Genomic DNA, 25458 nt, shown 5'->3' with positions numbered 1-25458 from the left:
TGCCGATGTCCAGCCTTCTAGACTGAGACGCCGAACCCCGACGGAGGACGATGTGACGACGGATGCTGCGCCGAAGGACAACGGCGACGGGGTGCGCGCCCGCAATCTCGCCCGCATCCTGCGGCTGGTGCATCTGGGAGGCCCGCAGTCGCGCGCCCAGCTGACGACGGCGACCGGGCTGAACAGGTCGACGGTCGCCGATCTCGTCGGCGAGCTGGTCGGAGACGGCTGGGTCGTGGAACGCGAACCCGACCCTGTCGGCAGGGTCGGTCGCCCGTCGCCGGTGGTCGAGGCCTCGCCGAGGAGCGTCGTCATCGCGGTGAACCCCGAGGTCGACGCGGTCGAGATCGCCGCGGTGGATCTCGCGCGGGGGATCGCGCTGCGCGAGCGGATCGAGTCCGACGCGGTGCTGAGCGCCTCGGCGACCACCGAGCTCATCGCCGAGGTCATCGGGCGCTGGCGCACAGGAGCTCTGCGCGACTTTCGCCTCGTCGGTGTCGGGATCGCGGTGCCGGGTCTCGTGCGTGCCGCCGACGGGCTGGTGCGCAACGCGCCGCACCTCGGCTGGGTCGATGCGCCGCTGCGCGCTCTGGTCGCCGCGCGCACCGGGCTGCCGGTCGCCGTGGGCAACGACGCGAGCCTCGGCGCCCTCGCCGAGCATCTCTTCGGAGCCGCGGAGGGCGCGGACGACGTCATCTATCTGAACGGCGGCCCCTCGGGCATCGGTGGCGGGATCATCGTGCACGGGCTGCCGGTCGGAGGGGTCGGCGGATACGCCGGAGAGTTCGGACAGAACCGTGTGCGCGCCGACGCGGAGGAGGACAGCGCCGCTGTCGTGCTCGAAGACACGGTCAGTCGCGCCCGGCTGCTCGCCGTGCTCGGTCTCCCGGCGGCGGACGACCCCACGCTCGCGGACGCGCTGGCTGCCGCATCCGTTGACCCCGGCGAGGCGCAGGATGAGTGCCGACGCCAGCGCGCGGTGCTCGCGCAGGCGATCGCGGATGCCGTGAACATCCTCAACCCCTCGGTCGTCGTGCTCGGCGGGTTCCTCGCGATGCTCGTCGAGGGCGATCAGGAGGGCTTCGCCGCCGACGTCGCGACCGGGGCGATGGCCGAGAACGTCGAGGGTCTGCGCATCCTCTCGGCATCGCTCGCCGCCGATCGACTGCTGCTGGGTGCGGCCGAGCTCGCATTCACCTCGGTCGGCGTGATCTGAGCACGGTCAGCGGGCGAGCCAACTCCGCAGGGAGCGCGTGACCCAGGGCAGCACCCAGTAGGTCATGATCGGGGTCAGTACCAGGGTGGTGCACAGCACGCGGAGCCAGATCGGCAGCGCGTCCCACCCCGGCACGGGGCTCATCGCGTACGTGAAGGCGAGGTTCACCGGGAAGAACCCGAGCCAGATGGTGACGGCCTGCTTCCAGCGCGGCGGGGCGTTCACGACGGCGACGGTCGCTGTGCCCTCCGCTGTCGGGAGCGTGATCGTGCCGGTGGCGGGCTCGTCGAACCACCCTTCGATGCCGCTGCGGCGCCGCGATCGTTCGCTGCGGATGAACCCCTCGCCCATCGACAGCCACCAGGCGCGTTCTCCTGACCCCTCCCAGGCGACGAGGGTGTCCTCGTTCGCGAAGCGGTAGAGCATATGCCACACCTGCGAGTCCTCGCCCGCGCGCACCCACCCGGAGCCCAGGAAGCCGGGGTACTTGTGCGCCATGTTCACACCGGTCTGCACCCACGCGGTCGCCTCGGCGATGCGTGCGGGATCGACCTCGCGGCGGATGGAGACGGTGATGGGTTCGCTGGACATGGCGGGTCCTCGGAGACAGGCGATCCGGGTCGCGGACCGCCGAGCGGTGATGCGCCGGGGTGCGGGCGCGTCGTCGATTCTATGCGCCTCACGCGCGGAAGGCCGCGCCGGGCGAGCTCACCGATCGTTCCCCAGACCTAGGGGATTTGCGCAGAACTGAGTGAGCGATGCCCCACGAGTGGCGTCTCCTAGAAGGGCGCGCTTTTCTGCGTGCGCTCCTGGACGCGGACAGAAGGCGAGTGCGAGAGTGCCGAAGCAAGGGGAGACGTCTGTCGGCGGCGCACGGCGCGTGCCACGGATGCTGTGCGCTGCGACGGCGATCCTCGCGATCATCGCGATTGCGGTGGGCATGCAGACCCCGTTGTCCGCGAGCGCGGATCCGACATCGAACCCGTCGATCACCATCACCGCGCTCTCGCCGGCGTCGCAGCCCTCCGGCACGGCATTCGGCTATCGGGTGTCGTACACGTGCAGCAACATCAACGCCTCGCCGTGCGCCGAGTCGCCGACGGTAACGATCCCGCTGGGCGCCGCATCAGACCCGAGCTGGACGGTCGCGGTCGGCGCCAATCCGCTCATCACCTCCTGGTCGGTGACCGGGGGAGACCTCGTCGTGCAGCTCGCCGACCTCACCGAGGGCGTCGCCGGCACGATCGGCATCACGATCACGCCGCCGAACCACACGACGCCGAACGGCACCACCTGGACGCTCGTGCCGACGATGACCTTCCCCGACGGCACTCCCACCGCCACCGCTCCCGGGGTGACCTCCACGGCGACCGCGACGGCTCCGCTCACCGTGTCGAAGACCGTCGAGCACGCCTTCTACACGCCCGGCGACACCGTGCGCTACACGCTGCGGTGGTCCTGTTCGAACGCGACCTCGACGGGCCACGAGAACACGAGCACGCTGCGACTCGTCGACACCCTGCCCGCCGGTCTCACCTTCGTCTCCAGCACCCCTGCAGCCTCGTCGGTGTCGGGGCAGACCGTCACCTTCGACCTCACGTCCGCGCAGGTCGGTACGCCCTGCGTCGCGGGTGCGCCCACTCCACCGACGGTGACAGTGGTCGCGACCGTGAACGCCGGAGTGGCTGACAACACCGTGCTGCGCAACACCGTGGCAGCCACCGCCACGTCGATCAGCGGCGCGATCCGCACCCCGAGCGCAGGGGTCGACCTCACGGTCGTCCAGAGTCTTCCCGGTGCCACAGCGACCAAGCGCGGCTACGGACCCCTGGTCAACACCGTCGGCGATTCGAGCAGCGCCGGCACGAACGGCTATCGGTCGGCGACGGCTGCCGGCCCGTGGCTCGGACGGGGTATCGCGAACACCCTCACATCGAACCTGACGAACAGCTCGCCACTCGACTTCCGCATCGAGGCGATGTACACCCTCGATGTCGTGATGCCGACCTCGGGGCTGCAGTCGAGCGTCGTCGATCCGATGCCCTGCACGACGAACGTGACAGGGGCGACGTACAGCAGCTACGCCCCCGGCACCGTGTGCACGGACCCCGCCTTCCACGCCACGATGGTCACCGTGCGGGCGGGCACCAGCGAGAACGCCCAGAACGTCGGCATCCCGACGGCGTTCGCTCCACTGGTGCGACTCACCGACGGCACCACCCTGCCTCTCACAGTGGGGCCGGTTCCCACGGGGTCGACGATGCTCGCCAGCGGTCCGTCGTTTCGCAGCTACTTCGTGCCCGCCGCGGCCATCGGCCAGGTCGCCGAGATCATCCTGCCTCGCACCGACGGCATGACGAACGCACGGATGACGGTCATGATCGGCGGCTACGCCGACGAGGATCGTGTCGAGGGCGACATCCTGCGCAACCAGGCCGTGGTCAGCTCTTATGAGGTCGGTGAGAGCGCCCCCTACGCCACCACTACTCCGTCCGGCCGGGTCTTCATCCTCGACGGCCCCCAGATCGGCATGCAGAAGGCGTGGTCCTCGGCGACCTCCCGCTTCCTGTTCACGGCGGAGACCTTCTTCCCGGAGCCGACGACGGGCGATCTGACCTTCGTCGACCGGTTTCCCGCCGGCGTCACGTTCACTGGACCCGTCACGGTGCAGGCATACCGCTACAGCGACTCCGGATTCGTCTTCGCGATCCCGGCGACGGTGACGAACAGCATCGATCCGCAGACCGGCGAGACCGTCGTCACGGTCGTCGTCACGGCAGCCGCGATCAATGCGCGGCTGGCCCCGGGGGTCGGCGATCGTCTGCGGTTCGAGTTGTACCTGCCCGTGTCGGTCACGACTCCCGGGACTTACACGAACACGGCCGCCGTCACCCTCTCCGACCCGGCGGTGGACGACCGGATGTGCATCACCGGCACGAAGGTCGCGGGCACCGTGGGTGCTGCACACCAGTGCGCGGCACCCGTGACATTCACGATCAACCCGAATCCGTCGTCCGACGCGGTCCGCGTCTCGAAGTCCGTGCGCGGCAGCCTCGACACGTCGTTCAAGACCTTCCCCGCTATCGGCTACGTCGCCCCTGGCGGCGGGAACGCGAGCTATCGGCTCAGTTGGACGAACAAGAGCGCGCAGAACGTGGGTGGTGTGGTCGCCTACGACCTGCTCCCGCGGGTGAGTGACACCGGGACCGTCGCCGGCACCGTGAATCAGCAGCGCGGCAGCACTTTCCGTCCGATCCTCACCGGACTCGCGACGCTGCCCGCGGGCATCACCGCCTCTTACTCCACGGCGGTCAATCCCTGCCGACCGCAGGTGCTCCCGAATGCGCAGAACCCGGGCTGCGTCGATGACTGGACCACGCTGCCCGCATCCCCCTCCGCGCCGCTGCTGCAGAGCGTGACGGCGCTGCGCTTCACGTCGACCGCGACCTACGCCTTCGACCAGGGGTTCACGATCGAACTCTCGATGACCACGCCGCCGCTGACCAGCCCCGACGAGGTCGCCTGGAACACCTTCGCGACCGCGCAGACGAACCTCGTCACCGGCCAACCGATGCCGCCGGTCGAGTCGGCGAAGGTCGGCATCGCCCGGCAGGACTACAGCCACATCACGATCGACAAGGTCGTCGACAAGAAACTGGCCGGCGTCGGCGACACCCTGACCTACACCGTGACCGCCGTGAACGACGGCGGGCGCGACCTCGACGACATCACCCTGCGCGACACACTGCCCGCCGGAGTGACGTTCGTGTCCGCCTCGGGAGGCGGAGTGCACGCGGGCGGCGTCATCACCTGGCAGCTTGCCGACATGCCGCTGGGGCAGCTGTTCACGTTCACCGTGACGGCGAGGGTGGCGCAGGAGGGGGCGACGCTCGTCAACCGTTGGGGCGTCGACGGCACGACACCGGTGACGCCGCTCCATCCCTGCCCCGAACCGAACACCGCCGAGGAATCCTGCGCCACGACGGAGGTGCCCACGGTGCCCTTGACCTTCGCGAAGACGGCCACGCCCGCGGCGGGCTCGATCGTCAAACCAGGAGACACGGTCACCTATGCCGTGACGGTGACGAACGGGACCGCGGGCACGTCGACCACGGGAGAGGTCACGGATGACATGTCCGAGGTGCTCGACAAGGCGACCCTCGTGACTCCTCCCGCCGTCAGCTGCGCACCGATCACGAACTCGTGCGGCCGCGTCGACTACTCGTCGGGAGACACGGAGTTCACGTGGCGATCGACCGCCGCCGACCCGCTCGCCGGCAACACCGTCGCGACGATCACCTACACGGTGCGCGTGGCCGACGACGCATCCGGAACGCTGCGGAACCTCCTGGTCGAACCCGACATCGCCGTCGAGCATCCGATCTCGGGATCCCTGCGCTGGGACAAGGTCGACGACTCCGCCGATGCGCGCCTGCTCGCCGGTGCCGAGTGGACGCTGCAGAGGCTCGACGGGAACGGGCTGCCGGCGGGCGCCACGCTGACCGTCGTGGACTGCACGCAGGCGCCCTGCGGCGGACCGGATGAGGATGCCGACGGTGGGCGGTTCCTGGTGCCGGGGCTGGTCCCCGGCGGGTACCAGCTGATCGAGACGAAGGCCCCGATCGGATTCGTGCTCGACACCACCCCGCGCACGGTGCTCGTGCACGGCGACACCCAGGTGACGGTGCTCGACGACATCGTGAACCGGCAGCAGCCGGCACCCGTGCTGCCCTTCACCGGCGGTATCGGCACCGACCACCTCCTGGCCATCGGCGCGGTGCTCCTGCTCCTCACCGCCGGCCTGGCCGGATGGCGGCGCACCCGCCGCCATCCTTCCTGACTCCGGGGCGGGCGCCTCCCATTCCCGCCCGCCTCGGACCCATGCTCGGCTCGAGCTTCGACGCCGGACCACCCTCATCGCACCAGCGATGCATGAAAGGACACACACCATGACCGCACTCCTGCAGGCACGCGGACGACGCGCAGCCGCGCTCACGGCCGTGCTCTCCCTCGGGGCGTTCAGCGTTCTCGCCACCGGCGCGGCGGCGAGCGCGGCGGCCATCGACCCGGACGCGACAGGGTCGATCACCATCCACAAGTACGCCAACCCCGGCAACGGCGCGGCGATTCCCGACGGCACCGGCACCCAGCCCGACACCGATCCCATCGCCGGAGTGGTGTTCGAATACTGCCTGGTCGACGGCATCGATCTGCTCGACGGCGGCAATGCCGGATGGGACGCGCTGAACGCGATCACGTCGGCGCAGAAGATCGCGGCGCAGACCGGATCGACCCTCGCTGGTTTCGACCTGACCGGATGCCAGACGGTCACCACGGGCGCCGACGGCACGGTGACCACGACGACTCTCGCCACCGGCGCCTACTTCGTGCGGGAGATCGACGCGCCGGACAATGTCGTGGCCCCTGCCACGCCGTTCCTCGTCACGATCCCGACGCCCGCGGTCAACCAGGGCGTCGCCGGGGCTCCGCTCGACGGCGAGTGGGTCTACGACGTGCACGTCTACCCCAAGAACACGGTCGCCGAGGGGCCTCGCAAGAACATCGTGGGTCAGGAGCAGAACGGGGCCGCCCTCGGCGCTCCGATCGATTACCAGGTGACCACGAAGATCCCGGCGCTCGGCGAAGGAGAGGTCTACGAGACCTTCTCGCTCACCGACACGCTCGACGCGGCGCTGACGCCGAACACCGCGCTCGACACCGTGAGCGTGGCGGTGGCGGGTGGCACGACCTTCGTGCAGGGCACCGACTACACCCCGGTGTGGTCAGGTCAGACGCTGACCGTCACCTTCGCCTCGGCGGGACTGGCCAAGCTGCTGGCCGGGCAGAACATCGTCGTATCGTTCGAGGCCGCCGCGAACGCTGTCGGCGAGATCAGCAACGTCGCCTACGTCAACCTCAACGGACTCACCCTCACGCCGGGCACCCCGAACGGTCCCGGAGGATCGCCCACGAACCAGATGACCACGCGCTGGGGCAGCCTGGTCGTCGACAAGGTGAACGCATCCGATGCGAACGACGGTCTCGCCGGCGCCGAGTTCGAGATCTACCGCGGTGAGACGGATGGTGCCGGGTGCATCGCCGACATCGACACGCTGACCGCCGTCACCGCCGCAGGCACCACGACCCCTCTCGTCGTCACCTCCGGAGCGGATGGCTCTGTCGTGTTCCCCGGCCTCTGGATCGGCGACACCGAGCTCGAGGTCGCTGCCGACGGCACGGTCACCGATGTGAATCAGCCGGGTCATGACGTCACGCAGCGCTGCTACGTGCTGAAGGAGATCACAGCCCCCGCCGGCTTCGTGCTCCCTGTGGGCGCGGCGGCATTGACCGAAGTCATCGTCGCTGCAGGAGACAACGGCACCGTCGCGCTCCTGAGTATCGCCAACACGCAGCAGGGCGTGCCCACGCTGCCGTTCACGGGAGCCGATGGCCAGCTCGCGCTGACGATCGGTGGGATCGCGCTCCTCGCGATCGCGCTGGGCGGGGTGCTGATGGTTCGTCGGCGTCGGTCGGTCGAGTCCTGATCGGCACCGACCTGAGTCCCCGAACGCCGGAGCCGGTGGCGTCGAGCCATCGCTCCGGTCCCGGTGCGCGCCGCAGAGCGGTGTCGGGTCGCCGCTCCTGGGGTGTGGCGCGCACCAGGGTGCCGGAACACAATGCTGTGTCTCCGGCACCCCTGCGGGGTCAGGGAAGATGAGGCGCAGTGCACGCGCTCCGGGCCCGCCGTCGCAGCGCGATGGCTCGGCCGGGCGGGCTGCGGCGCGTCGGCGCGCGGACCCTCTCCTGCTCGTCATCGTCGCGGCAGCGGTGGTGGGCGCGACCGTTCTGGTCTACTCGCCCGCCGCGACCTGGCTCTCGGCGTACAACCAGGCGTTGATCGTCGATGAATACCAGGGTGACGTGGATGACGCCGACCCTGGTGCCGCGGAGCAGCTCGCCGAAGCCCGCCGGTACAACGCGGCGCTGTCTGCCGGCGCGCTGGTCGGAGCGGGCGAGAACGTGCCCACGAGCGACTCGGCGTCGGCGGCCGGCTTCGAGTACGACCAGATCCTGCGCACCCGCAACGGGGTGATGTCGCGCATCCAGATCCCCTCCATCGCTGTGGACCTGCCGGTGTTCCACGGCACGGATGATGCGACGCTGCTGCGCGGAGCCGGGCATCTGGAAGGCACATCGCTCCCGGTCGGGGGTGCGAGCACGCATGCCGTGATCACGGCGCACCGCGGGCTCGCCGACGCCGTGATGTTCACCGATCTCGACCGGCTGCGTGCCGGCGACCGATTCACGGTCACGACCTTCGGCGAAGCACTCACCTACGAGGTGGTGGATGTCGCCGTCGTCGCGCCGTCCGACACGCTGGCCCTGCGGCAGGAGGCCGACCGGGATCTGGTCACGCTGGTGACGTGCACGCCGCTCGGGATCAACTCGCATCGGATACTCGTCACCGGAGAGCGAGTCACGCCGACGCCGCCGGCATCCGCGCGTGCCGCCGAGGAGGGAGCGGGAGGAGCGGGCTTCCCCTGGTGGCTCCCCGCGTACGGCGGCGCTCTGCTGCTGATCGGTGTGTACGCCTGGCGGAGCTCGGCATCGAGCGCGCGGTCGAGAGCTGATGCTGACGACCCAGATCGGAGGGATACGTGCCGTATGTCTGAGCAGTGACCCCTACTTGCGGGGGATTGCTGCCGCGTTCCTTGCGGGGGTGTCCTGACGGCGGGTAGACCCGATGGTGGCGGTCACGACCGCCATGAGGGACCCTTCCTCCCCGGGGGGCCTCAGGGCTGCGGGGAAGGCATCTCCTCGCAGCCCTCTGTCGTTGAGGGGAGGCGCGTGCAGGGGGAGATCGTGGGACGCACGCGGCGAAGAATGCCGGAGGAAGTAGGAGCAATTTGGGGAACGAAAGTCGTATGGTCGTGTGCGTCGGGATCATCGATGACCATCGGGCGATGCTGCTGGGCACGACGGCGATCGTCAACGGTCATCCCGGTCTACACGTGGTCGCCGTGGGCAAGACGGTGGCCGAACTCGTCGCATTCCGGCAGCGGATGGATGTCATCCTGCTCGGACTGACGCTGTCGGACGGATCGACACCGGCGCAGAATATCGCGGCGCTGTCCTGGACCGGAGCGCGGGTGCTGGCGTATGCCGCGGATGAGCAGATCGGGCTCATCCGCGAGGCGGCCAGAGCAGGGGCCGTCGGGATGGTCAAGAAGTCGGACGAGGCGCCGCAGCTCGTCGCCACCCTGCGGGCGGCGGCGCGCGGTCAGCTCGCCGCCGGCGCGGACTGGGCCGCGCGGATCGGCAGAGGAGAGTCAGCGGTCGCGCGCGTCAATCTGTCGACGAGGGAGGGCGAGGTGCTCGCCCTGTACGCCGCGGGCGAGACGGCGGAGCGGGTGGCCCAGACGCTGTTCGTGTCACGGGAGACCGTACTCGATCACATTCGGCGCATCCGGGTGAAGTACGCCGCCGTCGGCCGTCCTGCCCTCACCAAGGTCGACCTGTTCCGCCGGGCCGTCGAAGACGGCTTCGTCCAGCAGGACTCCTGACTTCTGCGCCCGTGCCGGTGCGCGGGCGCAGAATGGGGAGATGAGCACACGCAGTGAAGCGGTCCTGGTCGATGTCGTCCGCACACCGGTCGGGCGAGGGAAGGTGGGGGGTGCGCTCTCCGGCGTGCATCCGATCGACCTCGCCGCGGGGGTGCTCACGGCGCTCCTCGAACGGAACGGTCTGGAGTCGAGGCAGATCGACGACGTGCTGCTGGGATGCGTGAGCCAGGTCGGCGAGCAGTCGATGAACATCGGGCGGCAGGCGGTGCTCGCGGCGGGCTTCGATGAGAGCGTGCCCGCATCGACGATCGATCGGCAGTGCGGATCGAGCCAGCAGGCGGTGCACATCGCCGCCCAGGGGATCATCGCCGGCGCGTATGACATCGTGATCGCCGGAGGGGTCGAGTCGATGAGTCGCGTCCCGCTGGGGTCGTCCGCGGCAGGGGGAACTCCGATTTCACCGCGGCTGCGGGCCCGATACCCCGACGGTCTCGTGAACCAGGGAGTCTCCGCCGAGCTGATCGCCCAGCGCTGGGGGCTCAGCCGAGAGCAGCTCGACACCTATGCCACGGAGTCGCATCGCCGCTCGGCTGCGGCGTGGGCCGAGGGGTTCTTCGACAGGACGACGATCGCCGTGCCGGAGGCGCCGGAGGCGGTGTCGGATGAGACCGTCCGCGCGGGAACCACCGCGGAGGGGCTCGCCGCACTCTCGCCCGCGTTCCGCACCGACGCCCTGGCGACGCGCTTCCCCGACCTGGACTGGCGCATCACCCCGGGCAACTCCTCTCCGCTGACCGACGGGGCGTCCGCGGCGCTGCTGATGAGCGCTGAGCGCGCCGCGGCTCTCGGGCTCACGCCCCGCGCCCGGTTCCACGCCTTCTCCGTCGTGGGCGACGATCCCCTCATGATGCTCACCGGCCCCATTCCGGCGACTCGGCGGATCCTGGAGCGCGCCGGACTCACGATCGACGATCTCGACGCGTACGAGGTCAACGAGGCATTCGCCTCTGTGCCGCTGGCCTGGGCAGCCGAGCTCGGCGCCGACGAGACGAGGCTCAACCCGCGCGGGGGTGCGATCGCACTCGGTCACGCGCTGGGCTCCTCCGGGACGCGGCTCCTCGGCACCCTCATCGACCACCTCGAGGCGACCGGCGGCCGATTCGGTCTCCAGACCATGTGCGAGGGTGGCGGAATGGCGAACGCCACGATCATCGAGCGGCTGTGAGCGACGGCATCCGCGCCTGACTCCACGCAGAGAAGACCCCCGCCGACCCGATTCGGCGGGGGTCTTTGCGGTGCGGGACCGCTGCGGGAGCGTGATCCGCTCACCGCGGCGCGGAAACCTGTGACTACCCGATCCGGTCTGAGTCTCTCCGCGCATCTGCAGTTGTAATCGATCGATGTGGACGCGGGGTGAACGCGTGGAGAACACCCTCGATTCGTTAAATACATGGACGTCCTAGTAAATCTCCGGATGTCAGAGTAAAATCGTCATAGTGCCAATGACGGCACGGAGGGACGTCACAAAATGACTCGTACTATCCCGCACTTCGTGGGCGGATCGCATCTCACGCCGGATGACGGACGCTTCGCCGACGTGTTCGACCCCAGCACGGGCGCCGTGCAGGCCCAGGTGCCGCTCGCCTCGGCCGACGAGGTCCGCGCCGTGATCGCCGACGCCGAAGCCGCCCAGCCCGCCTGGGCCGCGACCAACCCGCAGAAGCGGGCCCGCGTGCTGCTGCGCTTCCTCGATCTCGTGCAGCGTGAGATGACTCCGCTGGCCGAGCTCCTCGCCAGCGAGCACGGCAAGACCGTCGATGACGCGAAGGGCGATATCCAGCGCGGTCTCGAGGTCATCGAGTTCTCCGCGGGAGCCCCGCACCTGCTGAAGGGGGAGTACTCGACCGGCGCGGGTGCCGGGATCGACGTCTACTCGATGCGGCAGCCGCTCGGGGTCGTCGCCGCGATCACCCCGTTCAACTTCCCTGCGATGATCCCGCTGTGGAAGGCCGGCCCCGCGCTCGCCGCCGGCAACGCCGTCGTGCTGAAGCCCAGCGAGCGCGACCCCTCGGTGCCGGTGCGCCTGGCCGAGCTGTTCCTCGAGGCGGGACTCCCCGCCGGCATCCTCAACGTCGTGCACGGCGACAAGGAGGCCGTCGACACGCTCCTCACCGACGACCGGATCCGTGCGGTCGGCTTCGTCGGTTCGACGCCCATCGCGGAGTACATCTACGCCACCGCCGCGGCGCACGGCAAGCGCGCGCAGTGCTTCGGCGGGGCCAAGAACCACATGATCGTGATGCCGGATGCCGACCTCGACCAGGCGGCGGACGCCCTGATCGGCGCGGGCTACGGCTCGGCGGGAGAGCGCTGCATGGCGATCTCGGTCGCCGTCCCCGTCGGCCAGCAGACGGCGGATGCACTGGCGGCGAAACTCACCGAACGCGTCGCGCAGCTGCGCGTCGGACCCTCGCTCGCCGCCGACGTCGATTACGGCCCGCTCGTGACGCGTGCGGCGGTGCAGCGGGTCGAAGGATACATCCAGCAGGGAGTCGACGAGGGGGCGACGCTGCTCGCCGACGGTCGAGGGTTCTCCGTGCCGGGGCACGAGGAGGGTTTCTACCTCGGCCCGACCCTGTTCGACCACGTCACCACCGAGATGGCGATCTACCGCGAGGAGATCTTCGGACCGGTGCTGGTGATCGCCCGCGCCGCCGACTACGAAGAGGCGTTGCGGATGGCCTCCGAGCACGAGTACGGGAACGGCGTGGCGATCTTCACCCGCGACGGCGACGCCGCCAGGGACTTCGCCGCCCGAGTCGAGGTCGGGATGGTCGGGGTCAACGTGCCGATCCCCGTGCCGATCGCGTACTACACGTTCGGTGGATGGAAGCGCAGTGGCTTCGGTGACCTGAACCAGCACGGCACCGACGCCTTCCGCTTCTACACCAAGACCAAGACCGTGACGAGCCGCTGGCCGTCGGGGATCCGCGACGGCGCCAGCTTCGTCATCCCCACCATGCACTGACGTCGTCGACGCGTTCATCCCTCCGACAGGCTCACGGACCCACTTCCTAAGGAATCACGATGACCATGACCACCACCGCCACCACCGCTGAGGAACGCGAGGCGATCCTCGGGGCCGTTCGCGAGTTCGCGGAGACCGAGCTCGCCCCGTTCGCCGCTGAGCGCGACGAGAAGCACATCTTCCCGCGCGAATCGCTGGGCAAGGGCGGAGAGCTGGGGCTCGGCGGCATCTATGTGCGCGAAGAATCGGGCGGCACTGGCCTCTCCCGCGTCGACACCGTCGCGATCTTCGAGGAGCTCGCCAAGGGCGACCCCGCGGTCGCGGCGTACATCTCGATCCACAACATGGTGGTCTGGATGATCGACACGTACGGCACCGACGAGCAGATCGCTCGGTGGCTGCCCGATCTGACCGCGATGTCGGAGTTCGGCGGGTACTGCCTCACCGAGCCCGGTGCGGGGTCCGATGCCGCGAACATCGCGACGAGCGCGGTCCGCGACGGTGACGACTACGTGCTGACCGGGGTCAAGCAGTTCATCTCCGGAGCAGGCGAGGCTGCGGTCTACGTCGTGATGGCGCGGACCGGGGAGCCGGGCGCGCGTGGCATCAGCGCCTTCCTGGTGGCGGGTGATGCCGAGGGTCTGAGCTTCGGCGCTCCCGAGAAGAAGATGGGGTGGCATGCCCAGCCCACGCGGCAGGTCGTGCTCGACGGCGTGCGAGTGCCGGCATCCGCGCTGCTCGGCGAGGAAGGACGCGGCTTCGCCATCGCGATGTCGGCGTTGAACGGCGGCCGACTCAACATCGCCGCCTGCTCGCTCGGGGGCGCGCAGTGGGCCCTCGACCGCGCCGTGCAGTACGTGCACGAGCGGGTGGCGTTCGGTGAGGTCCTCGCCGAGAAGCAGTCGATCCTGTTCGCGATCGCCGACATGCGCACCGATCTGCAGGCCGCGCGGCTCATGGTCCGCGACGGCGCCGAAGCGGTCGACGCGCATGCCCCCGACGCCACGATGCGCTGCGCGATGGCCAAGCGCTTCGCGACCGACGCCGGCTTCGATGTCGCCAACCGGGCGCTGCAGCTGCACGGCGGCTACGGCTATCTGCAGGACTACGGCATCGAGCGGGTGGTGCGCGATCTGAGGGTGCATCAGATCCTGGAGGGGACGAACGAGATCATGCGGCTGATCGTCGGACGCGAAATGCTGCGGCCCGCCGGATCGGCCTCGGCGCGGAGCGCATCATGACCCGCATCGCGTTCCTCGGGCTCGGCCACATGGGGCTGCCTATGGCGAAGAACCTCGTCGTCGCCGGGCATGAGGTGCACGGCTTCGACCTCGTGCCTGCAGCGATCGCCGCCGCAGGCGAAGCCGGCATCCCGATCGCGGCGAGCGGAGCGGATGCCGTGGCCGACGCGGATGTGGTGATCACGATGTTCCCTGCGGGGAAGCACGTGATCGACGCGTACCGGGGAGAGCTGCTCGCTGCAGCGCGTCCGGGGACCCTCTTCATCGAGTCCTCGACGATCGCCGTCGACGAGGCCAGGGCCGCGCACGCGCTCGCCATCGCCGCCGGTCACCGCAACGTCGATGCTCCTGTGTCGGGGGGAGTGGTCGGCGCCGAGAACGGCACTCTGGCCTTCATGGTCGGCGGGGCTGATGAGGACTTCGCCGCGGCGTTGCCCCTGCTGGAGGCCATGGGAAAGCGAATCGTGCACTGCGGAGGGCCGGGCCTCGGCCAGGCCGCGAAGGTGTGCAACAACATGGTGCTCGCGGTCTCGCAGATCGCCGTCGCCGAAGCCTTCGTGCTCGGCGAGCGGCTCGGGCTCGAGCACCAGGCGCTGTTCGACGTGGTCTCTCAGGCCTCGGGCCAGTGCTGGTCGATCACGACGAACTGCCCGGTTCCCGGCCCTGTACCCACGAGTCCGGCGAACCGCGACTACCAGCCCGGATTCGCCGGAGCGCTGATGGCCAAGGACCTCGGCCTCGCGCTGCAGGCGATCGAGCAGACCGCGACGGATGCGCAGATGGGCCGGCTCGCCCAGCGGATCTACGCGGCGTTCGCGGCCGGTGACGGTGCGGGTCGGGACTTCTCCGGCATCATCACCGACATCCGCGAAGACCGGGTGTGATCGTGCCTGGCGGTCGGTCGCGACGATACTGAAGAGACGACGACGTGGAGGCGGGAAGAACATGACCGAGTACGAGACGATCCTGGTCGAGCAGCGCGGGCGCGTGGGGTGGATCACCCTCAACCGCCCCGAAGCGCTGAACGCGCTGAACAGTCGGCTGGCCGACGAGGTCACCGCAGCCGCTCTCGCGTTCGACGCCCACGATGGTGTGGGCGCGATCGTCGTCACCGGATCCGAGAAGGCGTTCGCGGCGGGTGCCGACATCAAGGAGATGGAGGGGATGTCGGGCGCGGAGATGCTCGAGACCGACCACTTCGGCGTCTGGCATGCGTTCGCGGCCGTGCGTACCCCGGTGATCGCCGCCGTCTCCGGCTTCGCGCTCGGTGGCGGGTGCGAGCTCGCGATGATGTGTGACATCATCCTCGCGGCCGACACGGCGAAGTTCGGACAGCCGGAGATCAACCTCGGAGTCATCCCCGGCATGGGCGGCACGCAGCGACTGATCCGCGCCGTCGGCTACTACAAGGCGGCAGAGTTGGTGCTCTCCGGCCGGTTCATGGGCGCGGAGGAGGCGGAGCGGGCCGGACTGGTGTCGCGCGTGGTTCCGGCGGCCGAGCTGCTGGCTGAGGCGACCACGCTCGCCGAGACCATCGCCTCGAAGTCCCTGCCGTCGTTGTACGCCGCGAAGGCCGCGCTGGATGCCGCGATGGAGACCACGCTCGCCGACGGTCTCGCGCATGAGAAGCGTGCATTCGCGGCGCTGTTCGACACCGCCGACCAGGAGGAGGGCATGTCGGCCTTCCGCGAGAAGCGTGCTCCCCGGTTCGAGAACCGCTGACGTGTCGTTCACAACTCCTCAAGAAATGCGCGGATCACGGCGTCCGGTGGGGCACATCCCCGGGTCAGCCGCGATCTTGAGGAGTTGTGAACGCTCAGCTGCGCAGCGACTCGACGATCTTGGCGATGCGCCGGTCGCGCGTCTCGTGCTGCTTGGCCTCGGCGACGGTGCGGGCGTGCTCCTTGCGTGCCGAGTAGCTCAGCGCGTCGAAGGCGGCACGGAGCGCGGGGTCGGTGTCGAGGGTCTCGGCCAGAGCAGCCGGCACCTCGACGGTGCGCTCGGCGGCATCCACCCGGATCACGGCGTCGATCTCCTGCCCGATCTCGAGTCCCAGGTCGGCACGGACGGCCTTGTTGAAGCCGATCATGTTCTCGCCGCCCATGCGCGCCAGTCGCAGCCGAGCGGTACGGCCTGCGATCGTGACGACCACCGGGAAGGTCTTGCCTCCGCCGAGGGACGCGACCTGCTCATCGCTGAGCAGGATCGCCGCGGCAGGACCACGGCCGGTGAGGACGGTGTGCAGGCGCAGTTCGCTCATGGCGACAGGGTACGCCCGGGCCCGAACAGGACGCGAGCGAACCGCGCCATGTCAGAGGGGTTCGGGGAGGGGGCGCGGCTCGGTGAAGTCGCCGGCGTCCTTGCGCAGCCGCGCCACGATCGCGACGAGCTCGGCGGCGTCGGTAGAGCTGATGCCCGGGTCGGCGAACACGTCGGCGTTGAGTGCTGCGGTCGCGCGCTCGACCAGAGCGCGCCCGTCATCCGTCAGTGCGAGCAGGGCGGCCCGGCCGTCGTGCGGATGCGGTTCGCGCACGATCAGTCCGTCGCGCACCAGACGGTCGGCCGTGCTGGTCACCGTGGTCGCGTGCACCTGGAGGCGAGCGACCACGCTCGACAACGGCAGGCGCCCGGCGCGGCTGAACGCCAGCAGTCGCAGCACCTCGTAGCGGGCGAAGCTGAGCGCGAACGGCTTGAGGGCGGAATCGACCCGGGCCAACAGCAGCTGCTGTGCGCGCATGACCGAGGTGACGACGGCCATGCCGTCGGCGGCATCCGACCATCCGTGCGCGATCCACTGCCGCTTCGCCTCGGCGAGCGGATCAACGGGCAGCGGGCGGGATCGGACCACGCCCCTACGCTACCGGCGGGTGCGGCAACCATGGCCGCGGCGCGACGGAAGCGGATCAGCCGAAGCGTGGGTCTGCGTCGCAGTAGAGGTGGCACTCAGTGTCGCAGGACTAGAATCAGAGCAGTCGTGAGGAGCAATCGATGAAGATCTTCGTCCTGGTCAAAGAGGTGCCGGACACCTATGGCGATCGCAAGCTGAATCTCGAGACCGGGCTCGCCGATCGGGCGGCCGGAGACGTGGTGCTCGACGAGATCACGGAGCGGGCGCTCGAGGTCGCGCTGAGTCATGCCGATAAGAACGAGGGCGTCGAGGTGGTGGCGCTCTCGATGGCTCCGGAGACGTCGACCGCGTCGATCCGTCGGGCGCTCGCGATCGGTGCGGCATCCGCCGTGCACATCGCCGATCCTGAACTCGCCGGTGCCGATCTCGGTCTCACGGCCGAGGTGCTGGCGGCCGCCATCCGCCGCGCCGAACCCGACCTCGTGATCACCGGCAACCTGTCGACGGACGGCTCGGGCGGCGTGCTGCCGGCGATGCTCGCCGAGCACCTCGGATACGCGCAGGCTACGGCGCTCTCCTCCGTCGAGATCGCCGCGGATGCCGTCTCCGGCAGCCGTGCCGCCGATGCCGGCGCCCAGCAGGTCTCTGCGGCGCTGCCCGCAGTGATCTCGATCACCGAGGCGCTCCCCGACGCGCGCTTCCCCAACTTCAAGGGCATCATGGCGGCGAAGAAGAAGCCGCTGGAGGTGCTGTCGCTCGCCGACCTCGGTGTCTCCGCCGACCCGGCGGCCGCCCCCCGCACGATCATGACCGCGGTGGCGGAGAAGCCCCCGCGCGCCGCGGGCGTGAAGATCACCGATGAGGGCGACGCCGGCACGAAGCTGGTCGAGTACCTCGTGCAGAACAGGCTGGTGTGAGATGACGACTCCCGAGAACCCGATCCTGGTGCTGGTCGATGTCGACCCCGCTGGGAATGCCGCGAGCAGCACGGTTGCGCTGATCGGTGCCGCCTCCACGGTCGGCTCCCCGGTCGCGCTCATCGTCGGCGGCACGCAGGCCGCTGTGGATCAGGCCGCGGCCGCGGGCGCTGCACTGGTGCTCACCGCCGAGGGTGATGAGACGGCGCTGACCGTGCCGATCGTCGATGCCCTGCAGGCGGCGTTCGACCGCGTCGGACCGGATGCCGTGCTGATCTCGAACTCGATCTCCGGTCGCGACGTCGCCGGACGCTTCGCCGTGCGCACGAAGAACGCGCTCTCGGTCGACGCGATCGGACTCTCGCGCGACGACGAGGGCATCGTCGCCCACCACTCGGTGTACGGCGGCGCCTACCTCGTGGACTCCGCGCCGACCTTCGGTGTGCCCGTGATCACGGTGCGCCAGGGTGCGGTGGATGCCAGGGCGGATGCCGTCGACTCTCCGACCGTCGAGGCGATCGAGGTCACCCCGTCCGGAGCCGTCGCCGCCACGGCCGGTGCGGTCGAAGCGGTCGAGGTCGCCTCCTCGCGACCAGAGCTGCGCGGAGCGACCCGGGTCGTCTCGGGCGGTCGCGGCCTCGCCTCGAAGGAGAAGTTCGTGCTGGTCGAGGAACTCGCCGATGCGCTCGGCGCCGCGGTCGGAGCCTCCCGTGCCGCGGTCGATGCGGGCTACATCCCCCAGTCGCACCAGGTCGGGCAGACCGGCGTCTCGGTGTCGCCGCAGCTGTATGTCGCCCTCGGCATCTCCGGCGCGATCCAGCACCGCGCGGGCATGCAGACCTCCAAGACCATCGTCGCGATCAACAAGGACGGCGAGGCGCCGATCTTCGACGTGGCCGACTTCGGCATCGTCGGTGACCTGTTCACGGTCGTGCCCCAGGTGATCGCCGCCCTCGAGGCGCGGAAGAAGTAGACATGGCGTCGCGGATGCTGAGGCGCGGGCTACCGCGCGTGGCGGGCGGGGATCCGTGGCCCCCTGCCGTGGAGGTCGAGGACGCGGCCGCCGATGTCGCGGTCGCGGGCCCTTCGACAAGCTCAGGGACCCAGGTCTCTGTCGCCGAGCCCGTGTCGGCCGCCGAGCCCGGGGTGGCCGTTGAGTCTGTGTCGGCTGCCGAGCCTGAGCGGGTCGCTGAGTCTGAGTGGGTCGCTGAGCCTGTCGAAGCGTCCGCATCCCCGCACGTCAGCGCGCACATCCGCCGAGGCCTCCCGCGGGTTCCCGGAGGTGACGCGTGGCCACCCGCCGGAGCCACGGCGAAAGCCGTGCCCGTTGCGGCGGCCGCTGCGTCCGCCTCGACTGCAGGTTCGACCTCGACATCAGCGACGGTTTCGGACGCAGCCCCCGACGCGGTGGTCGCTCAGGCCGAACCCGAGCGGTCTGCAGCCGCATCGGCGATGCCGCCGGCTGCTGCCGGTGCTTTCGCGGTGCGCCGCGGGCTCCCTCGTGTGGTGGGCGGCGACCCGTGGCCTCCAGCCGGAACGCTGCCCGCCGTGTCCGCATCCGTGGACGGCCCTTCGACAGTCTCAGGGACCCAGGGGGAGACAGGCTCAGGGACCCAGGGGGAGACAGGCTCAGGGACCCAGGGGGAGACAGGCTCAGGGACCCAGGGGGAGACAAGGTCAGAGACCCAGGGGGAGACCGTCTCAGGGACCCAGCCTGTGGTCGACGGCCCTTCGACCGAGATCGCGACCGTCCCCGCAGCCCGCACGAGCGTGCTCGCTGCCGACATCGACACCCCGTTGCGCGGCGCGCGCACCGTGTGGAACGGCAGTGCTCCGCGGCATCTCCCTGTCGTGCCGGCGCAGGCACCGGCATCCGCTCGTCGTCGTCCGACGTGGCCGCAGGCGATCGCCGTGCTCATGGGGGCCGCCGCTCTCGGCGTGCTCGCCGGGGCCGCGATCGCGTTCGTGCGCACGCTGCTGAGCTTCCCGTTCATGCAGGACTTCCTCGCGGCCTTCCCCGGCGAGTACGAGCCGGCGATCGCAGTGGCTCCCGGGTTCGCTCCGTGGGTCGGCTGGCAGCACTTCTTCAACGTGTTCCTGATGGTGTTGATCATCCGCTCCGGTCTGCGGGTGCGCAGTGAGAAGCGGCCGACCGTCTTCTGGTCGCCGCGGAACAACCCCAAGGGCAAGATCAGCCTGACGCTGTGGTTCCACCAGGCGCTCGACATCCTGTGGCTCGTCAACGGAGTGATCTTCGTGGTGCTGCTGATCGTCACCGGGCACTGGGTGCGCATCGTGCCGACCAGCTGGGAGGTCTTCCCGAACGCGCTGTCGGCGGCGCTGCAGTACGTGTCGTTCGACTGGCCGCATGAGAACGGCTGGAACAACTACAACAGCCTGCAGCAGCTCGCGTACTTCACGACCGTGTTCGTGGCCGCCCCGCTCGCGGCGGTCACCGGTTTCCGCATGTCGGGCATGTGGCCCAAGAAGGCCGAGCGCTTGTCGAAGGCGTACCCGGTGGAGTGGGCTCGCGCCCTGCACTTCCCGGTGATGCTGTACTTCGTGGCGTTCATCATCGCCCACGTGGCGCTGGTGATGCTGACCGGGTTCCTGCGCAACCTCAACCACATGTACGCCTCGCAGGATGCCGTCACGTGGACCGGGTTCTGGGTGTTCGTGGCATCCCTTGTGGTGATCGCCGGTGCATGGTTCGCCGCGCGGCCACTCGTGCTCGCGCCGATCGCCAAGACCATGGGCACCGTCTCCGGCCGCTGAGCCCTGCGCGTCAGCCACGCGCCGAGACCCACTACCAACGCCGAGACCCACCACCGCAGACGTCTGCGGTGGTGGGTCTCGGCGTTACGGGTGGGTCTCGGTGACACGGACCCCGCGAAGCGGGTCAGCGGGTGAAGCGCACCTCGGTCAGCGTCTCGCCCAGGAACGGCTCGGTGTGCTGCGCACCGTCGAGGGTGAAGCCGTTGCGCGTGTAGAAGCGGTGCGCGCGGGGGTTGTCCTCGGCGACCCACAGGTACAGCGGCTCGTCCTTCTCGACCGTGGCGTCGAACAGCTTCTGGCCGATACCCGTGGAGTGCCAGGCGTCGAGCAGGTAGATGAAGTACAGCTCGCGGAGCGCGGGAGCATCCTTGTCGCGGGCGGGACCGGAGCCGGCGAAGCCGACGATCTCGCCGTCGACGAGCGCGGCGTTCATCTTGAAGTCCGGGCCCTGAGAAGCCCAGTGCGTCCACAACTCCGCCATGCGGCGGGGGGACACCTTCTCGAGCGCGGCCTTGCTGATCAGGTGGTCGTAGGTCTCGTGCCAGCACTGGGCGTGCACGCGACCAAGGGCTTCCGCATCCACATCACGGACCGGGCGGACGATGACTTCAGACTGGGCTTCGGCGCTCATGCGGCGACTCTACGCGTGGCTTCCGCGATCAGGAAATCGAGCGGATGCCGTATGACCCGCTCTTGTGCGTGCTGGAGGTTTCCGACAACGGTACTCGCGAACCATGCGCTTCTGGCTACGATCGATCCTCGTGAACGTGATCTGGCGCACTCTCCTGGTGATCCTCGGCGCTCGGCGCCGCGTACGACGGGGCAAGACCCTCGATCCGAACGCCGTCGGCAGCATCCGTCTGACGACCCTCCCGACCGACATCGACATCCTGCGCCACATGAACAACGGCCGCTATCTCTCGCTGTTCGACCTCGGGCGCTGGGACCTGCTGATCCGCACCGGCCTGTTCGACGCGATGAACGAGCGGGGATGGTACGCGGTCGTCTCCAGTGAGACCGTCACCTTCCGCAAATCTCTCGAGCTGTGGCAGCGCTTCGACGTGCAGTCGCGATTCGTCGGTCATGACGAGAAGGCGCTGTTCCTGGAGCACCGAGCCGTCGTGGACGGCGAGGTCTACGCCAAGGTCATCGTGCGGGCGCGGATGCTGCGCCGCACCGGCGGCACGGTGTCGCACGACGAGCTGTTCGGCGCGCTCGGCAAGCCGGAGGGGCTGCCGGAGATCGACGAGTGGATCCACGACTGGGCGGCGGCATCCGCCCTCCCGCCGACGCGCAGCGCGGCGCCGAGCGTCTGGAACTGATCCGCACGAAGTCATCCGGCGCGATAACTTAGGCGAGTGCTGGCAATCCTGACGACCGCGGGTCGAGTGCTGTGGCGGCACTGGCCTGCGCTGATGGCGTGGTACCTGGCCGGTGTGCTGGTGCACTACGCGATCACCCAGGTCGCCGGAACCATCGGCGCGACCTCTGCCACACTCGGGTTCCTGGTGCTCCCGCTCGCCATCCTCGCGCGACTGGTCAGCCTCGTCGCGATGTTCCTGGTGCTGCGCGACGGGCTCCGCAATCTGCAGGAGGTGGCTCCGCTCCCGGAATCAGCCGTCGATCGGCGGCGCACGTTCCTCTCGGCGCTGCTCACCGGCATCCTCCCGTTCTTCGCGGTCTACTGGGCGCAGGGGCTCCTGGGCGAGGACGTGCGGGCGTACTCGTCGCGCGCACTCGACGTGCGGCGCAGCCTCAGCCAGGTGGCCGGTGTCAACGGAGAGCCTCCGCTCAGCGATCAGGACACGGTGCTCAACCTGCCTCTGAACGTCTGGACCGTCGCGATCATCGTGCTCGCGTTCGCCGGCCGGTGGGCGTGGTCGAAATGGTCGTCGAAACTGGCCTCCTGGCTGTCGCCGGTCGCGGTCTACTTCGAGGTCGTCTGGGTCTTCTTCTCGGTGCTCCTGCTGGGCGACATCTTCGACACGATCAAGGCGTGGGTCGACAGTCGTGCCGCGATGGCGTTCCTCGAGACGGTGCGCGAACAGGTCCTCGACGCGATCGCGCCGCTGCGCTGGCTGTGGGACGGCATCGGATGGGTGCTCTCGGAGGCCGGGCCCGTGCTGATCGCACCCCTCGCCTGGCTCACCATCGCCGGAGTCGTGTTCGGACAGGCGATCGTCGCCGAGAAGCTCCGGGTGGAGAGCGAACTGGTCGCCCGCATCCGTGAGCATGCAGCAGTGATCCCGAACCCCCTGGTGCGGCGGTTGAAGGACCTCGGCGACGAGCTCGGCGCCCGCTTCCGCCCGATCGGACGCGCACTGCTGCTGATGTGGCGCGCCGGCCCTCTGCTGGTCGCCTCGTATGCGCTGCTCTACGTGATCGTGAAAGCGGCGGAGTCGTACCTCGCCTTCGGCGTCACACGCTGGATCGGCCCGCAGGACTACTTCTTCTGGGCCATCGCCACGCCCCTCGTCTCGCTCGTGCCGCTGCTGCTGATGGAGCCGGTGCGCATCGCCGTGATCAGTGGGGCCTACGACGCGACCCTCGGTCGGCTGCGCCGCAAGCAGCAGGTGCGTTCCGACGACGCCGGCCTCTCGCCCGCTGAGGCCGAGGTGCGCGCCGTGGCGGATGCTGCCGGCCTGCTGCCGTCGTCGGTCGATGCCGTCGCTGCGGCTGTCGTCTCAGCTCCGCCGAGGGATGTCGTCGGCGGTCAGCGCTCGAGCGAGAATCTCACGAAGGACCCGCCGGCCCTATAGGGGGCGATGTCGACCCAGAACGGGCCCTCGACGTCATCCGGCACGACGAACGGCAGGATCAGCTCGTAGGGAGCCGCGGTGCCCGATACGCAGATCTCCGGTTCGTCCGGATGCGAGGACAACCCGATCTCGGTGCGCGCCGGCTGCCACTCCCGTCCCGTCTGCTGATCGACCAGCACCGGACTCATGCAGCCGACGCCCTCCGCCTCGGGGTCGACCGGAACGCCGACCGCGATCACCGTGGCGCCGGCCGGCACGTCGAGGCCGGTGATGTCGTCCAGCTCGCCGCCGCGCACCGGACCCCAGGTGGCTCCGGCCAGCTCGGCGGACTCGTCTTCGGCGACAGTGACGGGGATGAACGGACGCGCGCCGTACCCGTAGTACTGGTACCACTCGTGCCAGCCGACGCCCAGCACGGTCGCCGGGGCGAGCACGGCGAGAGCGACCAGTGCCAGCCGGTTGCTGCGCCACCAGGAGGCAGGCTTCGCGGGCTCGTCGGCGGGCGCCGGGGGTGTGGGCGGTGCAGGTGGCACGGGAATCGTCATCAGCGGGCCCAGCCGTTCTCATCCAAGAGCACCTCGGCGTCGACGGGCAGGTCATCGAGCAGAACGGGGAGCTCGATCACGCCGTCGAGCAGCACCTCGGCCCCTGGTGCTCCGCTCGGCACGCCCAGGCGGAGCGTGGCGCTGCCGGTGAGGGCGTCGTCCGGCAATTCGAATGCGAGGCTCCCGGAGCGGGGGACACCCGTGATCAGTCGCTGCGCGAGGAACGTGGTGCCCCGGTCGGTGGCGCTGAAGGTGCGGTCGCCGATGACCAGTTGTGCGAAGGTGAGCGTGCTCAGCTCCTGCGTGACGACGGATGCGGCCTCGAGATCGACGACGAGCCAGGATCCCTCCGCACTCCATCCCTTGGCATCCGTCACCCGATGAGCGAACCGCACGTCGGTGACGGTGGCGGCGAGGTTGCGGGTGGCGGCCTGCTCACCGAGCGTCGCCGCGACGGGGAAGTTCGCGATCGTCGAGTCGTCCGGCAGTGTCACCTTGGATACGCCCCACGCGACGACGAGGAGCGCGACCGTGAGAAGCCATACCAGGACGTGCTTCCTCATGGCGCGGTCACCTCCTGGATCGTCGTCGTCACGGTCGCACCGACGCGGACGTCATCCCAGTAGTCGCCGCGCATCACGCTCTGCCCGACGTAGTGCGTGGAAGCGGGCAGGGTCAGGGTGACCTCCTCGCCGTCACGGAAGTCGTCGGGGCCGACGATCCAGGCGACGAGGAGGCGGGCGGGCACGTCGGGTTGGAGCACGGGGGAGCCGCGGCCGTCGTCGGCGCGCGAGACCGATGCCGGCTCGTCGATGCCCTCGACGTGGATGCCGTTGAGCATCGGCGACGGCGTGCCGCCGGAGACCGACATTCGCGGGGTCGGGAAGGTGTTGACCACGTCGACGGTCACCACGAGAACTCGCTCGTCCTTCTCCTCGTCGGGGTACAGGGAGGTGTTGCCATGGTCGCCACGTAGCTCGACCCCCACGACCGTCATCTCGAGGTCCGACCCGGCGAACGTGTCGCCGGCCGCGAGCTCCGGCAGCGGATCGACGGCCGCGGCTTCCAGGCCCCCGAAGAGCGCCGTGGTCGCCAGGAGCACTGCGCCGCCTGCGGTGAGGAGCCAGGACGTAGGGATCAGGTCGATGCTGCGTCGCGCCCAGCCGAGCACCCTGGCGCGCGCCCCGGCGTTGGCGGCGGTCACCGCAGCGGAGTCGCCGGAGGGGGCGCTGCTCTCCGGCGGTGTCGTGGTCACGGCAACAGCTTAGAGCGGCGCCTACCGCAAGATCGAGGCCGCGCGAGCTCCGTCAGAGCGCGCGGGGGACGATCCAGACGTCCTCGTCGGCGCTCTCCTCGTTCTGCGACATCGCGACTGCCGCGGCGATGATGGGTAGCGACCAGGCTGCGGCGCGGACAGTCGTGCGTCTGCGGAGTCCGGGCGCCGCCCCTGCGGAGTCGTCTGTCTCGCCTGTCATCCGTCTGCTCGTGCCGTCAGTCATGGTTCCCCTGTGATCGCGTCATCGTGACTCGCCGAACCGCAATGGAGGGCTGTGCAGCGGAGGGGT

Annotated in this window: 23 protein-coding genes; 15 read left to right on the top strand and 8 right to left on the bottom strand. The window is 69.5% G+C overall.

Features of this window, described 5'->3' with window-relative positions; translation table 11 throughout:
- Nucleotides 1–52 precede the first annotated feature (52 nt).
- The gene (locus MRBLWO12_RS13045) at nt 53–1216 is read left to right on the top strand and encodes an ROK family transcriptional regulator (RefSeq protein WP_363556103.1); all 1164 of its coding nucleotides are present in this window, start codon (nt 53–55) and stop codon (nt 1214–1216) included.
- A gap of 6 nt (nt 1217–1222) precedes the next feature.
- Here MRBLWO12_RS13045 and MRBLWO12_RS13040 read toward each other — a convergent pair whose 3' ends face one another.
- Entirely contained in the window at nt 1223–1807 is a 585-nt protein-coding gene (locus MRBLWO12_RS13040; RefSeq protein ID WP_363556101.1) for an antibiotic biosynthesis monooxygenase, read from the bottom strand.
- Between the two features lie 247 nt (nt 1808–2054).
- Here MRBLWO12_RS13040 and MRBLWO12_RS13035 point away from each other — a divergent pair, with 247 nt between their 5' ends.
- From MRBLWO12_RS13035 to MRBLWO12_RS12995, 9 genes are all read left to right on the top strand, one after another.
- Nucleotides 2055–6056: a SpaA isopeptide-forming pilin-related protein gene (locus MRBLWO12_RS13035; protein ID WP_363556099.1), complete on the top strand. Its 4002-nt coding sequence runs from the start codon at nt 2055–2057 to the stop codon at nt 6054–6056.
- Between the two features lie 109 nt (nt 6057–6165).
- Nucleotides 6166–7761: a SpaH/EbpB family LPXTG-anchored major pilin gene (locus MRBLWO12_RS13030; protein WP_363556097.1), complete on the top strand. Its 1596-nt coding sequence runs from the start codon at nt 6166–6168 to the stop codon at nt 7759–7761.
- 169 nt (nt 7762–7930) lie between these two features.
- Nucleotides 7931–8896: a class C sortase gene (locus MRBLWO12_RS13025; RefSeq protein ID WP_363556095.1), complete on the top strand. Its 966-nt coding sequence runs from the start codon at nt 7931–7933 to the stop codon at nt 8894–8896.
- 245 nt (nt 8897–9141) lie between these two features.
- Complete coding sequence (locus MRBLWO12_RS13020) at nt 9142–9780, top strand: LuxR C-terminal-related transcriptional regulator (protein WP_363556093.1); 639 nt, start codon at nt 9142–9144, stop codon at nt 9778–9780.
- 40 nt (nt 9781–9820) lie between these two features.
- On the top strand, nt 9821–11005 hold the full coding sequence (locus tag MRBLWO12_RS13015; RefSeq protein ID WP_363556091.1) for a thiolase family protein: 1185 nt from the start codon (nt 9821–9823) through the stop codon (nt 11003–11005).
- A gap of 303 nt (nt 11006–11308) precedes the next feature.
- Nucleotides 11309–12808 (top strand): CoA-acylating methylmalonate-semialdehyde dehydrogenase, encoded by a 1500-nt coding sequence (locus tag MRBLWO12_RS13010; protein WP_363556089.1) that lies wholly within the window; start codon nt 11309–11311, stop codon nt 12806–12808.
- A 59-nt stretch (nt 12809–12867) separates the two neighbouring features.
- Nucleotides 12868–14049, top strand: coding sequence for an acyl-CoA dehydrogenase family protein (locus MRBLWO12_RS13005; RefSeq protein ID WP_363556087.1), 1182 nt, complete (start codon nt 12868–12870; stop codon nt 14047–14049).
- Nucleotides 14046–14933: a 3-hydroxyisobutyrate dehydrogenase gene (mmsB, locus tag MRBLWO12_RS13000; protein ID WP_363556085.1), complete on the top strand. Its 888-nt coding sequence runs from the start codon at nt 14046–14048 to the stop codon at nt 14931–14933. The genes MRBLWO12_RS13005 and mmsB overlap by 4 nt, the downstream gene beginning before the upstream one ends.
- Nucleotides 14934–14994: 61 nt before the next feature.
- Nucleotides 14995–15771 carry an enoyl-CoA hydratase-related protein gene (locus MRBLWO12_RS12995; protein ID WP_363556083.1) on the top strand — a complete coding sequence of 259 codons (777 nt, stop codon included), beginning with the start codon at nt 14995–14997 and terminating at the stop codon, nt 15769–15771.
- Nucleotides 15772–15865: 94 nt separating this feature from the next.
- On the opposite strand, the gene MRBLWO12_RS12990 is transcribed toward MRBLWO12_RS12995, so the two are convergent.
- Nucleotides 15866–16309: a YdeI/OmpD-associated family protein gene (locus MRBLWO12_RS12990; protein ID WP_363556081.1), complete on the bottom strand. Its 444-nt coding sequence runs from the start codon at nt 16307–16309 to the stop codon at nt 15866–15868.
- Nucleotides 16310–16360: 51 nt separating this feature from the next.
- Nucleotides 16361–16897: a MarR family winged helix-turn-helix transcriptional regulator gene (locus tag MRBLWO12_RS12985; protein ID WP_363556079.1), complete on the bottom strand. Its 537-nt coding sequence runs from the start codon at nt 16895–16897 to the stop codon at nt 16361–16363.
- A gap of 140 nt (nt 16898–17037) precedes the next feature.
- Here MRBLWO12_RS12985 and MRBLWO12_RS12980 point away from each other — a divergent pair, with 140 nt between their 5' ends.
- Genes MRBLWO12_RS12980 through MRBLWO12_RS12970 form a run of 3 tightly spaced genes read left to right on the top strand, consistent with a single transcriptional unit; the run spans nt 17038 to nt 20589 of the window.
- Nucleotides 17038–17814: an electron transfer flavoprotein subunit beta/FixA family protein gene (locus MRBLWO12_RS12980; protein ID WP_363556077.1), complete on the top strand. Its 777-nt coding sequence runs from the start codon at nt 17038–17040 to the stop codon at nt 17812–17814.
- A gap of 1 nt (nt 17815) precedes the next feature.
- Entirely contained in the window at nt 17816–18787 is a 972-nt protein-coding gene (locus MRBLWO12_RS12975; RefSeq protein WP_363556075.1) for an electron transfer flavoprotein subunit alpha/FixB family protein, read from the top strand.
- A gap of 2 nt (nt 18788–18789) precedes the next feature.
- On the top strand, nt 18790–20589 hold the full coding sequence (locus MRBLWO12_RS12970) for a cytochrome b/b6 domain-containing protein (protein WP_363556073.1): 1800 nt from the start codon (nt 18790–18792) through the stop codon (nt 20587–20589).
- A gap of 124 nt (nt 20590–20713) precedes the next feature.
- On the opposite strand, the gene MRBLWO12_RS12965 is transcribed toward MRBLWO12_RS12970, so the two are convergent.
- Nucleotides 20714–21220 carry a GNAT family N-acetyltransferase gene (locus MRBLWO12_RS12965; RefSeq protein ID WP_363556071.1) on the bottom strand — a complete coding sequence of 169 codons (507 nt, stop codon included), beginning with the start codon at nt 21218–21220 and terminating at the stop codon, nt 20714–20716.
- A 130-nt stretch (nt 21221–21350) separates the two neighbouring features.
- On the opposite strand from MRBLWO12_RS12965, the gene MRBLWO12_RS12960 reads away from it, so the two are divergent.
- Nucleotides 21351–21911, top strand: a complete 561-nt coding sequence (locus MRBLWO12_RS12960) for an acyl-CoA thioesterase (RefSeq protein ID WP_363556069.1) — start codon at nt 21351–21353, stop codon at nt 21909–21911.
- Nucleotides 21912–21947: 36 nt separating this feature from the next.
- Nucleotides 21948–23348, top strand: a complete 1401-nt coding sequence (locus MRBLWO12_RS12955; protein ID WP_363556067.1) for a hypothetical protein — start codon at nt 21948–21950, stop codon at nt 23346–23348.
- Here the strand turns inward: MRBLWO12_RS12955 and MRBLWO12_RS12950 are convergent.
- From MRBLWO12_RS12950 to MRBLWO12_RS12935, 4 genes are read right to left on the bottom strand one after another with little or no spacing between them, the layout of a single operon-like run.
- Nucleotides 23303–23893 carry a hypothetical protein gene (locus tag MRBLWO12_RS12950; protein WP_363556065.1) on the bottom strand — a complete coding sequence of 197 codons (591 nt, stop codon included), beginning with the start codon at nt 23891–23893 and terminating at the stop codon, nt 23303–23305. The two genes, MRBLWO12_RS12955 and MRBLWO12_RS12950, sit on opposite strands and share 46 nt — an antisense overlap.
- Nucleotides 23893–24456, bottom strand: a complete 564-nt coding sequence (locus tag MRBLWO12_RS12945; RefSeq protein WP_363556063.1) for a hypothetical protein — start codon at nt 24454–24456, stop codon at nt 23893–23895. The genes MRBLWO12_RS12950 and MRBLWO12_RS12945 overlap by 1 nt, the downstream gene beginning before the upstream one ends.
- Nucleotides 24453–25148 (bottom strand): hypothetical protein, encoded by a 696-nt coding sequence (locus tag MRBLWO12_RS12940; protein ID WP_363556061.1) that lies wholly within the window; start codon nt 25146–25148, stop codon nt 24453–24455. The genes MRBLWO12_RS12945 and MRBLWO12_RS12940 overlap by 4 nt, the downstream gene beginning before the upstream one ends.
- Nucleotides 25149–25200: 52 nt before the next feature.
- Nucleotides 25201–25392: a hypothetical protein gene (locus MRBLWO12_RS12935; protein ID WP_363556059.1), complete on the bottom strand. Its 192-nt coding sequence runs from the start codon at nt 25390–25392 to the stop codon at nt 25201–25203.
- Between the last annotated feature and the right edge of the window lie 66 nt (nt 25393–25458).

This window comes from Microbacterium sp. LWO12-1.2 (genome assembly GCF_040675875.1).
Taxonomy (GTDB): Bacteria; Actinomycetota; Actinomycetes; order Actinomycetales; family Microbacteriaceae; genus Microbacterium.
The sequence above is the reverse complement of the archived record's forward strand: the minus strand, read 5'-3'. Positions and strand labels throughout refer to the sequence as shown.